At 66.7% G+C, this 12,579-nt stretch carries 11 protein-coding genes and 1 tRNA gene; 4 read left to right on the top strand and 8 right to left on the bottom strand.

Going from position 1 to position 12,579, the window contains the following annotated elements:
- Positions 1–60: 60 nt before the first annotated feature.
- Positions 61–735 carry an MBL fold metallo-hydrolase gene (locus ACJH7A_RS18995; RefSeq protein ID WP_212814078.1) on the top strand — a complete coding sequence of 225 codons (675 nt, stop codon included), beginning with the start codon at positions 61–63 and terminating at the stop codon, positions 733–735.
- A 12-nt stretch (positions 736–747) separates the two neighbouring features.
- Here ACJH7A_RS18995 and ACJH7A_RS18990 read toward each other — a convergent pair whose 3' ends face one another.
- From ACJH7A_RS18990 to ACJH7A_RS18980, 3 genes are all read right to left on the bottom strand, one after another.
- Positions 748–1,536, bottom strand: a complete 789-nt coding sequence (locus ACJH7A_RS18990; protein ID WP_256445387.1) for a MarP family serine protease — start codon at positions 1,534–1,536, stop codon at positions 748–750.
- A gap of 72 nt (positions 1,537–1,608) precedes the next feature.
- Entirely contained in the window at positions 1,609–2,052 is a 444-nt protein-coding gene (locus ACJH7A_RS18985; RefSeq protein WP_406802540.1) for a universal stress protein, read from the bottom strand.
- A 240-nt stretch (positions 2,053–2,292) separates the two neighbouring features.
- Positions 2,293–3,153: an acyl-CoA thioesterase gene (locus ACJH7A_RS18980; RefSeq protein WP_406802539.1), complete on the bottom strand. Its 861-nt coding sequence runs from the start codon at positions 3,151–3,153 to the stop codon at positions 2,293–2,295.
- Positions 3,154–3,290: 137 nt separating this feature from the next.
- Between ACJH7A_RS18980 and ACJH7A_RS18975 the strand changes: the two genes are divergently transcribed.
- Both ACJH7A_RS18975 and ACJH7A_RS18970 read left to right on the top strand, forming a co-directional pair.
- A complete protein-coding gene (locus tag ACJH7A_RS18975; RefSeq protein ID WP_406802538.1) occupies positions 3,291–5,168 on the top strand; it encodes a DUF222 domain-containing protein in 1,878 nt (625 codons plus the stop codon).
- Between the two features lie 314 nt (positions 5,169–5,482).
- Positions 5,483–6,151: a GAF and ANTAR domain-containing protein gene (locus ACJH7A_RS18970; RefSeq protein ID WP_244872872.1), complete on the top strand. Its 669-nt coding sequence runs from the start codon at positions 5,483–5,485 to the stop codon at positions 6,149–6,151.
- 39 nt (positions 6,152–6,190) lie between these two features.
- Here ACJH7A_RS18970 and ACJH7A_RS18965 read toward each other — a convergent pair.
- Together ACJH7A_RS18965 and ACJH7A_RS18960 are read right to left on the bottom strand one after the other, a co-directional pair.
- Positions 6,191–6,264: transfer RNA gene (locus ACJH7A_RS18965), tRNA-Cys, on the bottom strand.
- A gap of 60 nt (positions 6,265–6,324) precedes the next feature.
- Positions 6,325–7,095: a DUF899 domain-containing protein gene (locus ACJH7A_RS18960; protein WP_371824554.1), complete on the bottom strand. Its 771-nt coding sequence runs from the start codon at positions 7,093–7,095 to the stop codon at positions 6,325–6,327.
- 88 nt (positions 7,096–7,183) lie between these two features.
- On the opposite strand from ACJH7A_RS18960, the gene ACJH7A_RS18955 reads away from it, so the two are divergent.
- Complete coding sequence (locus ACJH7A_RS18955) at positions 7,184–7,915, top strand: MgtC/SapB family protein (RefSeq protein ID WP_212814069.1); 732 nt, start codon at positions 7,184–7,186, stop codon at positions 7,913–7,915.
- Between the two features lies 1 nt (position 7,916).
- On the opposite strand, the gene ACJH7A_RS18950 is transcribed toward ACJH7A_RS18955, so the two are convergent.
- From ACJH7A_RS18950 to uvrB, 3 genes are read right to left on the bottom strand one after another with little or no spacing between them, the layout of a single operon-like run.
- Positions 7,917–8,822: an alpha/beta hydrolase gene (locus tag ACJH7A_RS18950; RefSeq protein ID WP_406802537.1), complete on the bottom strand. Its 906-nt coding sequence runs from the start codon at positions 8,820–8,822 to the stop codon at positions 7,917–7,919.
- A gap of 44 nt (positions 8,823–8,866) precedes the next feature.
- Positions 8,867–10,267 carry an MFS transporter gene (locus ACJH7A_RS18945; protein WP_406802536.1) on the bottom strand — a complete coding sequence of 467 codons (1,401 nt, stop codon included), beginning with the start codon at positions 10,265–10,267 and terminating at the stop codon, positions 8,867–8,869.
- A gap of 45 nt (positions 10,268–10,312) precedes the next feature.
- Positions 10,313–12,484: an excinuclease ABC subunit UvrB gene (uvrB, locus tag ACJH7A_RS18940; RefSeq protein ID WP_138249705.1), complete on the bottom strand. Its 2,172-nt coding sequence runs from the start codon at positions 12,482–12,484 to the stop codon at positions 10,313–10,315.
- Positions 12,485–12,579 lie beyond the last annotated feature (95 nt).

Raw genomic sequence — 12,579 nt, 5'->3', positions numbered from 1 at the left:
TCCAGACACCACATCGCCATGCTAGGTGTCCCCACCGACAAGTCCGGATACGGTGGCGTCATGACAGTCGTCAATGACACGTACACCGGCCATGTCGATGCGGGCACCGCGGCCCGTCGCACCCTTCCCGCCGCGACGATCGTCAAGGCGTCGGTCGGACCGATGGACAACAACGCGTACCTCATCACGTGTTCCGCAACCGGAAAAACGCTGCTCATCGACGCCGCGAACGACGGACCGGCGCTCGTCGAGCTGATCAGGTCGCAGGCGCCGGACATCGAACTCATCGTCACCAGCCACCAGCACTTCGACCACTGGCAGGCCCTGGCGGAAGTGGCCGAGGCCACAGGTGCGCCCACCGCCGCGCACGCGCTGGACGCCGAGCCGCTGCCGGTGAAGCCCGACCGCATCCTCACCGACGGCGACACCATCACCATCGGTGACCTGACCTTCGACGTCATCCACCTACAGGGTCACACCGAGGGTTCGGTGGCGCTGGCGCTGCGCGGCGCCGACGGTGAGGTCACCCACCTGTTCACCGGCGACTGCCTGTTTCCCGGCGGCGTCGGCAAGACCTGGCAGGACGGCGACTTCGAGCGGCTGCTCGGCGACGTCACCCGCAAGGTGTTCGACGTCTACCCCGATTCGACGGTCATCTACCCCGGCCACGGCGACGACACCACGCTCGGCACCGAGCGGCCGCATCTCGAGGAGTGGCGGGCGCGCGGCTGGTAGACGCTGGGCTGGTCAGCCCAGGCACTGGCCCGTGGGGACGGGTTGGGTGTTGCCGACCAGTGCCAGCTGGGGGCCGACTTCCTTCGCGGTCAATGCGAAGCTGGTGTCGGGGTCGTCCTGCGCGGCCCCGAAGACGACACCGCGCACCCGGCCGTCCAGGTCGATGAGCGGACCACCCGAATTCCCTTGCTGCACAGCGCCTCTGAGGGCGTACACCTCGCGCGTCACCGTGCCGGTGCGGAAGATGTCCGGTCCCTGGAGCTTGATGACCTCACGGACCCGCACCGGTTTGGCCTCGTACGGGCCGCCGTGCGGGAAGCCGAGCGCGGCGGCGTCGGCACCGCTGACGGCAGGCGCCTCGGAGAACATCAACGGCGCGGTCGGCAGGTCCGGCACTGCGAGGATCGAGATGTCCATGTTCGGGTCGAACGACACCACCTGGCCGTTGTACTTGGTGCCGCCGACCTCGACCGACACTTCGTCGGTCCCCGCGACGCCGTGCGCCGTCGTCATCACGCGCTTGGGTCCCACCACAAACCCGGTGCCCTCCAACCGCTTTCGGCAGCTGTGGGCGATGCCGTGCACTCGCACCACACTCGCCTGCGCGGCAGTCACCGCGGGGTTGTTGGCCACGTTGGGGTCGGGAGGCGCGACGGTCGGGATCGTCGATTCGGTCTCCGACGCGATCGCGGATGTCGTCGCAGGTGTGACGGCGGGGTTCTTGCCCGCGCAGCCGGCGATGAGTGTGGCGGCCAATGACAACGTCACCCATGACGCACGGACGAGACTTCTTCGAGCCATGACCCGAACTTTACGGGCACGAAAAAAACTGAGGCCCCCGGCAGTACGCCGAGGGCCCCAGACAATCGAACTTTACGAGGTGTGGACGATCAGCACGTCGACCTTGGCGCGGCGGGCCACGTTGGCCGGCACCGAGCCCAGCAGGCGGCCGGCGATGGTGCTCAGACCGACGTTACCGACGACCAGCAGGTCAGCGTTGGAACTCTCGGCCAGATCGACCAGGGCGTCGACGGGCGCGCCGACGATGGCCTTCTCCTCGACCTGGGTCGCACCGGCAGCCTCGGCACGGTCGCGGGCCTCACGCAGGATGGCGTAGATCGGCGCATCGCCGTGCACCTTGTAGCCCTCGTCCTTGAGGACATCAGCCGCACGCTGATCATCGGCGTGCGGGAAGTAGGCGGTTGCCACGACCAACTTCGCATTGGCCCCCGCGGCGATCTGGGCAGCGCGCTCCACAGCGCGCAGTGACGAATCCGATCCGTCCGTACCGACGACCACGGTCTGGTAGCCGCTCATCAATGGCCTCCCGTTATCCAGGTTTGTGTATCCGGCGTTCTGTCCGGCATCCCCGCAGACAGTAGCCGCTGAATAGTGGCCATTGGTGCGGTTTCACCACACAAGTTCGCCGGGGACACCGTGAAAAATGTGCTTTACCGGCACCGATGTTAGCGGCAGGCGCCGCAACGAGCTTGCCAATAGTGACCAAACGACTGGGTGTTTCGTCCCGTGAGATGGAACGCATCGGGCCCGAGATCGTTAGCCACGACCGAAATACAGCTCCTGCGTGGCAACGCACACCAGTTGGCCGGCACGGTTGTACATCGTCCCGCTGGCCAGGCCACGGCCCCCGATCCCGCTCGGCGAGGTCTGGTCGGACAACACCCAGTCGCTCAGATCAACCGGCCGGTGAAACCACAGCGCATGGTCGATCAGCGCGGAGAAAGTGTGGGCCGGCAGCGCACCCCGCGGGATCATCGCCGCTTCCAGCATGGTGGTGCCGGTCAGGTACGTCAGCAGTCCGGCGTGCAGGGCCGGGTCGTCGGGGATGGCATCGGTCGGGCGCCACCACATCCGCAGATGCGGTGCCGAATCCGGCGAATCTATGGCCAGCCGCGGGTGCGGGTCGATGTACCGCAGCTCGAACGGCTGGTCACGAACCCAGAAACCGCCTGATTCGTCGGCGTAGTCGGCAAGCTGTTCGGCCATGGTCGGTACCGAAAGTGGTTCTGGCACAGCAGGAATGGTTGCCTGGTAGTCGAGCGCGTCGACCGGGGTGCTGAACGACGCCAGCGCCTCGAGCAGGATCTCGCCGTCCTGAAGGGCCGTGATGCGGCGCGTCGCGAGGGTGCCGCCGTCGCGGGCGGCGTCGACCTGAACCTCGACGGGCTTTCGGGCATCGCCGGCGCGCAGATAGTAGACGTGGAGGCTGTGCGCGCTGCGTCCCGGTGCGGTCCGGCTCGCCGCCACCAGCACCTGACCGGCGAGATGGCCGCCGGCGATGTGATGGCTGGGGTTGTCGAGCTGGGTGGCCACGAAGTGGTGGTCATCGGTCTGATCCACCAGCAGCGTGCTCACGAGATCAGACAAGGTCGGCGAACTGTACGTCACCTGAGGCATCTTGCCTGAGGTGTTGACACACCCATTTGTCGGTAGCGCTGATCGCCGCGGTAAGTGACGTCACCGTCGAAGATATTTATTCACAAGCTCATCGAATTCTGTTGTGCCGTGTCAGATCGACGAGTAAACTCGAACACATGTTCGAACATGTAGGGATCGGGGCCGGCGGTGTGCTGGTTCACGATGCCTCTGTGGTCGATGCCGTGGTGCATTTCGCGCGGGTGTCGAATGTGGCTGAGTGCGGTAAGTTTCGGGCGATCGCCGATCTGGTGGCGTTGCGTGTCGATGACGAGGATGGCCGGCAGTGGTGGGCCTGTGATGGGTGGGATGCTGCGGTCGCCGAGGTGGGGGCGGCGCTGGGGATCGGGAAGCGTGAAGCGTCGGGGCAGTTGTCGATTGCGGTCGCGTTGCGCTTTCGGTTGCCGCGGGTGGCGGCGGTGTTCGCCGATGGTGGGGTGTCGGCGCGGACGGTCGGGACGATCTGTTGGCGCACCCGTTTGGTGGAGGATCCCAATACGCTGGCGGTGATCGATGTTGCGTTGGCGGGGGCGTTGTCGGAGTGGGCGGGGTTGTCGCGCAAGAAGATTGAACGCAAGATCGATGGTTGGGTGCAGAAGTTCGACCCGGCCGCCGTTTTGAAGGTGCGTTCGGCTGCGCGCCGGCGTGGGGTCGGGGTGGGCAAGCCCGATGATGAGACCGGGGTGGCGTCGATCTGGGGTGCGCTGTTGGCCACCGATGCCGATCTGTTGGATCGGGTGCTGGACGAGATGGCCCGGCAGGTGTGTGAGGACGATCCGCGGACGTTCGGGCAGCGGCGGGCTGACGCGTTGGGGGTGTTGGCGGCTCGTGGGGATCGGTTGGTGTGCCAGTGCGGCAATCCCGATTGCCCGGCCGCTGGGCCTGATGCGCGGGCGGCGGCGGTGATGATTCATGTGCTCACCGATCGGCTGCCGACGCCGGTGGCGGATCCGCTGCTGCACGGGGATCCGGCCGCGCCCCTGACCCCGACTGCGCCTGCACCTGAGCCGGTGCTCACACCCGAACCTGCGCCTGAACCTGCGCCCGAGCCTGAGCACGCACCGGAATCGGTCTTCACCGCCCAACCCGAGCCCGCGCCGGCGGATGACATGGCGCCGATGCCCGCGCCTGCACCGGCGACCGTTTCACGGCCCGCCGAAAACCCGACTCCTGATGATGCCGAACCGGCCGGCGACGCGGCGTCCACCCATGAAGCTCATGCGGCGCACCCGCCGGTCCCGACTTCCGCTCCAACTTCCACCAAACCCCCCGCGCCGGTATGCACCCCGGTCGGTTACGTCCTCGGCGGCGGTGTGGTGCCCCCGGCAGTGCTCGCCGATCTGGTGGCCCGCGGCGCGAAAGTGCGCACCGTCGCCTCGGCTGCGGATCTGGATGAGGTGCCGCGGTACCGGCCGTCGGCGGCGATGGATGAGTTCGTGCGGGTGCGGGCCATGACGTGCATGTTCCCGGGCTGCGATCAGCCCGCCACCGCCTCCGATATCGACCACACCATCCCGTGGCCGGTCGGGCCGACACATCCGGGCAACCTGAGCCCGAAATGCCGCAAACACCACCTACTCAAAACCTTCTACGGCGGGCCCGACGGCTGGAGTGACCGTCAACAGCCTGACGGCACCATTGTGTGGACCGCACCCACCGGCCACACCTACATCAGCGTGCCCGAAAGTCGAATCCTGTTTCCCCGCACGGTCACCGACACCCCACTGCCGAACCCACCACCACAGGACACCGACCTGGACACCACCGCGGCTCCCGGCCGGGGCGTGATGATGCCCATCCGGCGCCGCACCCGCGCCCAGAACCAGGCCCAGCAGATCGCCTACGAACGCGCGCTCAACCAAGCCGACATCGACGAGCGCGAAGCCGCCCAAGAAGCCTTCGCCCGCCAACGTAAAGAACGCCAAGAACGCGAAGCCGCCGAAACCGCGGCGGCCGCTGAATCAGCAGAGCAACAAGACATCCCACCGCCACTGTAAGTGCGGCGTGAATACCCCTGAAAAGGCATGACTTTCAGGGGTATTCAGGCGTGAGCTGCGACGGGGATCAGCGGCTCCATGCTGGCTTCTCAACACCGAAGTTGCCACCGCTGACCACCTCGCGCGGAAGAAATACAGACAACCTTGCCTTCTCCATCGCTAGCGGGAGCGTACCCCCATTGTCGGTCGCTACACTGCACGTCAGGACCTTGTTGCGCGCAGTCGTCTTGATACTGAACCGGCAGAGGACTGGAGGCGGCGTCATGGGTGCCGAAACTGAAGTCACAGACGGACTTTCCTCTGAATTGTCGCGGTTGGCGCGCACCCTGCAGAGCCAACAGGTCATGGATCTCGATTCTGACCGCTTGTTGCTCGAAGTGACCGAAACCGCCACCCAACTGCTGCCCAAGGTCACACATGGCGGAGTGACGCTTGTTGTCAATCGTCGCCGCCGGACTGTCGAGTCGGTGGCGGCCACCGGACCGATCCCCAGAACGCTCGACAGGTTGCAGGACGAACTCGGCCAAGGGCCGTGCCTGGAATCGATCTGGAACCTGTACACCGTCCGTGTCGAGGACTATGCGACCGAGACGCGGTGGCCGGCCTTTGTCACCGCGTTGCGCGCTCAGACACCGGTGCGCTCGAGTCTGTCCATTCAGCTCTACACCAACGAAAGAGAGCTCGGGACGCTCAACTTGTATTCCGAGGAGGCCAACGTCTTCACCCATGACGTCGAGCAGACCGCCCTGACGCTGGCGGCTCACGCCGCGATCGGACTCGCCAATGCGCGCCGCGGCGAAGAGCTCCAGAGTGCGTTGGCGTCGCGGGACATCATCGGCCAAGCCAAGGGCATCCTGATGGAACGGTTCGACGTCCCCGTAGGTGCGGCCTTCACGATGCTGACGAAGCTCTCGCAGGAATTGAACATCCCTCTGTATGAGGTCGCACGGAAGCTCATCTTCGAAGAGCACCCGCCAAAATAGAAGCTCGGCAGGTGGTGAGACCTGCCGAGCTTCTATCAGTGGAGCGAGTGACGGGATTCGAACCCGTGTGAACGGCTTTGCAGGCCGGTGCCTAGCCACTCAGCCACACCCGCACTGATGACCACAGTGCCAGTGCGTGCGCCTGCCGCCCAGGGTTGAGATCGCGGTGATTGCTACCCCTCGCAGCAATCCCCCACCGGCCGACCCACCGCCGGGCCACCCTGCGGCCAGCCGGCCGGTGAGTCCTCCCACGGCTCCTGACGGCCGTACGGGGTCAGATCCAGGAACGGATAGCCGACCGCCGAATGGTCGAGCCCGCGCGCGTACGCCGAATACGTGTGGAACACCTCGTCGCCGCGGCGCAGGAAAATGCTTGCGCCAGGCCAGTCTCCGCGCAGGTCGTCATCGGTCCAGCCGTCGGCGTGCAGTTCATCGAGCGACTTGTAGTTGTATTCGCTCGGCGCTCGCGCCGGGTCGAGTGTCACGTGGAAGTCATAGGTGAAGTCGCCGTCGCGCGACGAGTACCAGGGGAACGTCCAGCCGTGCTGGTCGCGGTAGCGCGCGATGCTCTCGTACGGCGCCCGGGACACACACGCGAACGTGACGCCCTTGCCGTGCAACAGCTCTCGATCCCCTTCGGTGAACGTCAGGTCAGCCGCGGCAGTGCAGCTCGGGCAGCCGGCATCGATCGCATCGATCCACATGAAGTGGTGGATGTACAGCTGGTTGCGGCCCTCGAACATGTCGAGCAGGCTGACGGCGCCATCGGGTCCGTCGAAGACGTAGTCCTTCTCGATCTTCACCATCGGGAGCCGACGGCGTTCGGCGTTGACGGCGTCGCGCAGATGCGTCGCCTCCCGCTCCCGGGCCAGTAGCTTTGTGCGGGCCCCGAGCCATTCCTCCCGCGTGACGACGTCGGGATAGGCAGTTGGTTGCGCGGACATGGGCATCACTCCTTGTCAGAAATCGGCCTCTACAAAGACAGACTTCGACTGCCGCCAAAAGTCATCGGCGCGCATTAGTTTGTCCCTCATGGAGTGGCTGGCAGACCCCGCCTTTTTCGGCGGACCCGGGCAGGGCTCGCGGCAGATCATCGAACTCGTGGTCGCGTTCGGCCTCACCGCACTGATCGGACTCGAACGGGAAATCCAGGGCAAGAGTGCCGGGCTGCGCACGCAGACCATCGTCGGCACCGCAGCGGCGCTGATCATGTTGGTGAGCAAGTACGGGTTCGGCGACGTGCTGACGCCAGGTCTGGTGGTCGTCGACCCGTCACGTGTCGCGGCCCAGATCGTCTCGGGCATCGGGTTCCTCGGCGCGGGCATCATCATCGTGCGCCGGGGTTCGGTGCACGGGCTGACCACCGCCGCCTCGGTCTGGGAATCGGCGGCGATCGGCATGGCGGCCGGCGCCGGACTACTCCTGCTGGCCACCGTGATGACCGGGATGCACCTGCTGATCATCATCGGGTTCATGCCACTGGCGCGACGGCTGGCTTCGCGATTGGGCGGGTCGGTCCGCCTCCACATCACGTACGCCGACGACCGCGGTGTTCTACGGGATGTGTTGCAGGCGTGCGGCCGGCGCGACTGGCAGATCACCGACCTCGAGACCGATCCGGCCGGCGAGCCGATCGGCGCCCCGCCAGGTCACGTCGGCGTCCAGCTGACGCTCGGCGGCGCAGGAGTGCTGCGAGCTGCGTCCGTCCTGGCCCTGATCGACGGTGTGGCGGGAGTACGCCAACTGGAGGAAGACCCCGACTAGGTCAGTCCGCGATCGCCCGACTGACGTGCCCGGCGATCATGTCGTACACGCCGCGCGTGACGTCCGTTGCGTTGCTCATGATGTTGTAGCCGTGGTCGACGCCGGGTACCTCGTGGTACTGCGCCAAAGCCCCCACGGCATCCAGCTTCTGGGCATATTGCCAGGCCTCGTCGCGCAGCCGGTCGTACTCAGCGGCGACGATCAGTGCGGGGGCGATGCCCTTGATGTCGTCGGCGTTGTCGCCCCATGCCGGTGAGGCCAGCCGATCACGGCGCTGTGCAGGGTCCGGGATGTACGCGGTGTCGAACACCTCGCTCATCCACGGCCGCATCACGGCCTTGTCGCCCAGCGTGGACCGCTTGTCCTTGCTCGCCGTCACCAAATCCAGTGGCGCATAGTGCAACATCTGCAGCCTGATTTCGGGTCCGCCCTGTTCCAAGGCCAACCGAGCCGCAGCCGCGGACAGACTGCCGCCGGCGCTCTGACCACCGACGCAGAGCTTGTTGCCATCCCATTCACGTTCGGCAGCGGCGGCCCAGACGAGAACGTCATACACCTGCTCGACGGGGGCCGGAAACCGGTGCCCCGGGGCCAGCACGTAATCGGTGTTCACCACAACGACATTCGCGTGCGCGGCCAGAAATCGGCACCAAGGGTCGTCCTGTTCACGGTGGCCGACGACGAAACCGCCACCATGGACGTTGACGTAGACGCCTGCCGGAACGCGGTCCGACGTGGGCCAGTACACCGTCGCCGCCGTGTCACCGTGCCGCGTCGGAATCACCGCCGACGTTGTGCTGCCGACGATTTCAGGAAATCGGACGCCCGGCTTCGGCGCCGGATTGATGGTCGACGAGAACAGTCGCGCGACGGCATCCGCGACGACGGGCTTAGCGAGGATTGACACGAACCCGACTGTACCGACGCCCGAACCGTAGTCGTCGAACGCGACTACCCCACGCCCTTGCCTGCGCGGAAGGATGCCACGCAGCCGAGCACCGCCAGTCCGGCGAAGACGGCGAACAACCAGCTGGCCCCTACCGCGTCGGGTCGATCGACCGTGTTGACCACGATGCCCGCCAGCCCCGCGCCGAACGCCCCACAGATCAGCTGCACCGTGTTGATCGCCGCCGCGGCCACCGTGCCCTGCGCGGGGTCGTCGACTCGGCCCATCGCCCACACCGACAGGTGCGGCCATGCCATGCCGACGCCGATGCCGGTGATCAGCAGCGAGAACGCCCAGACCGCAACCACGGCCGGCGATGCCCCGTCGACCTGGCTCAGCGCCGCGGCGCCCAGACCGATCGCCATCACCAGTGGCGCCACCGCCACGATGCGCACCACCCGGGCAGGCGCCGTGACAGAGGCACTGACGATCTCGCTGACCGTCCACCCGACGCTCAGCGCCACCGCGAGAAAGCCCGCCGTCAACGGGACCAGACCCGCCAGCCGCTGCCCGTACAGCGGCACGTACATATCGGCCATGGTGGCCGCCATCAGTACGCCCAGGGTCACATAGATCCATTTGAACGGGCCGGGCCCGTAGGCGGTCCGCGGCAGCACGCTCACCGGCATCCGCTGATCGACGACGATGAAGACCCCGACCAGCGCCACACCGGCGGCCAGCAGCGCCACCATCACCGGCACGCTGCGCTGGATGCCCGCGACGCTGATCGCCATGGCCGCGGAGCCGAGAATCACCAATGACCACAACGGAATCCGCAGCGGCTCGTGCACGCGGTCCCCTGACCGGCCCGGCAGGCTCAACGGCACCAGGACCATCACCGCGACGGTGAGGATCGCCAGCGCGCCGAACGCCCAGCGCCACACGCCCAATTGCGCGAACAAGCCACCGGACGAGGGCCCGAGCAGCGTCCCGACGCCCCACATCGCCGACACCAGGGCCGACGCCTTGGGCCAAAGCGATTGCGGCAGAGCCGTATTGATCACGGCATACCCCAGCCCGGCCAGCATGCCACCGGCGGCGCCCTGCACCACTCGGCCGGCGAGCATCACCTCCATGGTCGGCGCCAGCGCGCACATGAAGCTGCCGAGCGCGAAAACGCTGAACCCCAACAGATATGAACGCCGCGGGCCGAACCGGGCCACCATGCCGCTGACGGTCGTTGCCGCCATCACCGATGCCACCAGGTACACCGTCGTGACCCACGCGTACAGCCGCCCGCCGCCGATGTCGTTGACGGCACTGGGCAGCAGGCTGATGGTCAAGAACTCGTTGGTCGCGTACAGCGCGACGCCGCCGGCCAGCACCGTCGACGCACCCAGATACCTGGGACCCAGCAGTTCCCGCCAGCTGCCGATCGTCACGGTCTCGGCGCGCATGTCGGTCACGTCCGCGACGCTAGGGGCTCAACCGCGGTTGAGGTCAAGGACCGCTCATTTCAACCCGGCCGCATCCATCCCGCGCAGCTCCTTCTTCAAGTCGGCCACCTCGTCACGAATGCGGGCGGCGAGCTCGAACTGCAGGTCCCGGGCCGCGTTCATCATCTGCGCGGTGAGGTCCTTGATCAGGTCCGCCAACTCGGCACGCGGCATGTTCGCCGTGTCGCGGCCCTCGACGATGCCGGCGCTGACCGCGCGCCCCGGCTCGCCCTGTGCCCGGCGACCGCGGGAGGCATTGCGGCCCGAACCGCCAACCGGAACGGACTCGGTGGCATCCTCCGTATCAGCGGCCTCGCGGTACACCTGGTCGAGGATGTCGGCGATCTTCTTCCGCAGCGGCTGCGGGTCGATCCCATTCTCCTCGTTGTAGGCGATCTGCTTGGCGCGGCGACGCTCGGTCTCCTCGATGGCCGCCTGCATGGAGTCGGTGATCTTGTCGGCGTACATGTGCACCTCGCCGGACACGTTGCGCGCCGCGCGACCGATGGTCTGGATCAGGCTTCGCGTCGAGCGCAGGAAGCCCTCTTTGTCGGCGTCGAGGATCGCCACCAGCGACACCTCGGGCAGGTCCAGGCCCTCACGCAGCAGGTTGATGCCGACCAGGACGTCGTAGTCACCGAGCCGCAACTGGCGTAGCAGCTCCACGCGGCGCAGCGTGTCGACCTCGGAGTGCAGGTAGCGCACCCTGATGCCGGTTTCCAGCAGATAGTCGGTGAGGTCCTCGGCCATCTTCTTGGTCAGCGTGGTGACCAGCACGCGCTCGTCGCGCTCGGTGCGTTTGCGGATTTCCCCGATGAGGTCGTCGATCTGGCCCTTGGTCGGTTTGACGACGATCTGGGGGTCGACCAGGCCCGTGGGCCGGATGACCTGCTCGACGAACTCGCCGCCGGACTGCGCCATCTCGTAGGAACCGGGCGTCGCCGACAGGTAGACCGTCTGACCGATGCGGTCGGCGAACTCCTCCCAGGTCAGCGGCCGGTTGTCGACTGCCGACGGCAACCGGAACCCGAAGTCGACGAGGTTGCGCTTGCGGGACATGTCGCCCTCGTACATGGCGCCGATCTGCGGCACCGTCACGTGGGATTCGTCGATGACCAGCAGGAAGTCCTCGGGGAAGTAGTCCAGCAGCGTCGCCGGTGCCGAACCGGCGGCACGGCCGTCGATGTGCCGCGAGTAGTTCTCGATGCCCGAGCAGAACCCGACCTGCTTCATCATCTCGACGTCGTAGTTGGTGCGCATCCGCAGCCGCTGCGCCTCCAGCAGCTTGCCCTGGCCTTCCAGCTGGGCGAGCCGCTCCTCCAGCTCCTGCTCGATGGTCGAGATGGCCATGGCCATGCGCTCGGGACCCGCCACATAGTGGGTGGCCGGGAAGATGCGCAACGAGTCGACCTTGCGCACCACGTCGCCGGTCAGCGGGTGCAGGTAGTAGAGCGCCTCGACCTCGTCACCGAAGAACTCGATGCGCACCGCCAGTTCCTCGTAGGACGGGATGATCTCGACGGTGTCGCCGCGCACCCGGAACGAGCCGCGGGTGAACGCCACGTCGTTGCGGTTGTACTGGATGTCGACCAGCAGGCGCAGCAGCCCGTCGCGCGGCACGTCGTCGCCGACCTTGAGCTCGACGGAGCGGTCCATGTACGACTGCGGGGTACCCAGGCCGTAGATGCAGGACACCGAGGCCACCACCACGACGTCGCGGCGTGACAGCAGGCTCGACGTCGCCGAGTGCCGCAGCCGCTCGACGTCGTCGTTGATCGAGCTGTCCTTCTCGATGTAGGTGTCGGTCTGGGCGATGTACGCCTCGGGCTGGTAGTAGTCGTAGTACGAGACGAAGTACTCGACGGCGTTGTGCGGCAACATCTCCCGCAGCTCGTTGGCGAGCTGGGCGGCCAGCGTCTTGTTGGGCGCCATCACCAGGGTGGGGCGCTGCAGCCGCTCGATGAGCCAGGCGGTGGTCGCGGACTTGCCGGTGCCGGTGGCACCGAGCAGCACCACGTCGCGCTCGCCGGCGGAGATCCGGCGCTCGAGTTCGTCGATGGCTGCCGGCTGGTCACCCGCCGGTTCGTACTGACTGACCACTTCGAAGCGCCCGCCGGCCCGCACCATGGCGTCGACCGGCCGGTATTCCGAGTGCGCGAGGACGGGGTATTCGGTCGCGAAGGCCATGAGTACCAGGGTAGAGGCGGGCACCGACATTGATGATGGAAGAGCGTTACCGCGCGGGTCGTGGCTCTGGCACTGACTGACGCCCTACTGGGTTG

This window comes from Mycobacterium sp. SMC-17, assembly GCF_045310915.1.
In the GTDB taxonomy this organism is placed as follows: domain Bacteria; phylum Actinomycetota; class Actinomycetes; order Mycobacteriales; family Mycobacteriaceae; genus Mycobacterium.
The sequence above is the reverse complement of the archived record's forward strand: the minus strand, read 5'-3'. Positions and strand labels throughout refer to the sequence as shown.

Bases quoted from the DNA above. Each gene is read 5' to 3' on its own strand.
- ACJH7A_RS18975 (WP_406802538.1), top strand. From the start codon at position 3,291: ATGTTCGAACATGTAGGGATCGGGGCCGGCGGTGTGCTGGTTCACGAT.
- ACJH7A_RS18960 (WP_371824554.1), bottom strand. From the start codon at position 7,095: ATGTCCGCGCAACCAACTGCCTATCCCGACGTCGTCACGCGGGAGGAA.
- ACJH7A_RS18995 (WP_212814078.1), top strand. From the start codon at position 61: ATGACAGTCGTCAATGACACGTACACCGGCCATGTCGATGCGGGCACC.
- ACJH7A_RS18985 (WP_406802540.1), bottom strand. From the start codon at position 2,052: ATGAGCGGCTACCAGACCGTGGTCGTCGGTACGGACGGATCGGATTCG.
- uvrB (WP_138249705.1), bottom strand. From the start codon at position 12,484: ATGGCCTTCGCGACCGAATACCCCGTCCTCGCGCACTCGGAATACCGG.
- ACJH7A_RS18990 (WP_256445387.1), bottom strand. From the start codon at position 1,536: ATGGCTCGAAGAAGTCTCGTCCGTGCGTCATGGGTGACGTTGTCATTG.
- ACJH7A_RS18980 (WP_406802539.1), bottom strand. From the start codon at position 3,153: ATGCCTCAGGTGACGTACAGTTCGCCGACCTTGTCTGATCTCGTGAGC.
- ACJH7A_RS18955 (WP_212814069.1), top strand. From the start codon at position 7,184: ATGGAGTGGCTGGCAGACCCCGCCTTTTTCGGCGGACCCGGGCAGGGC.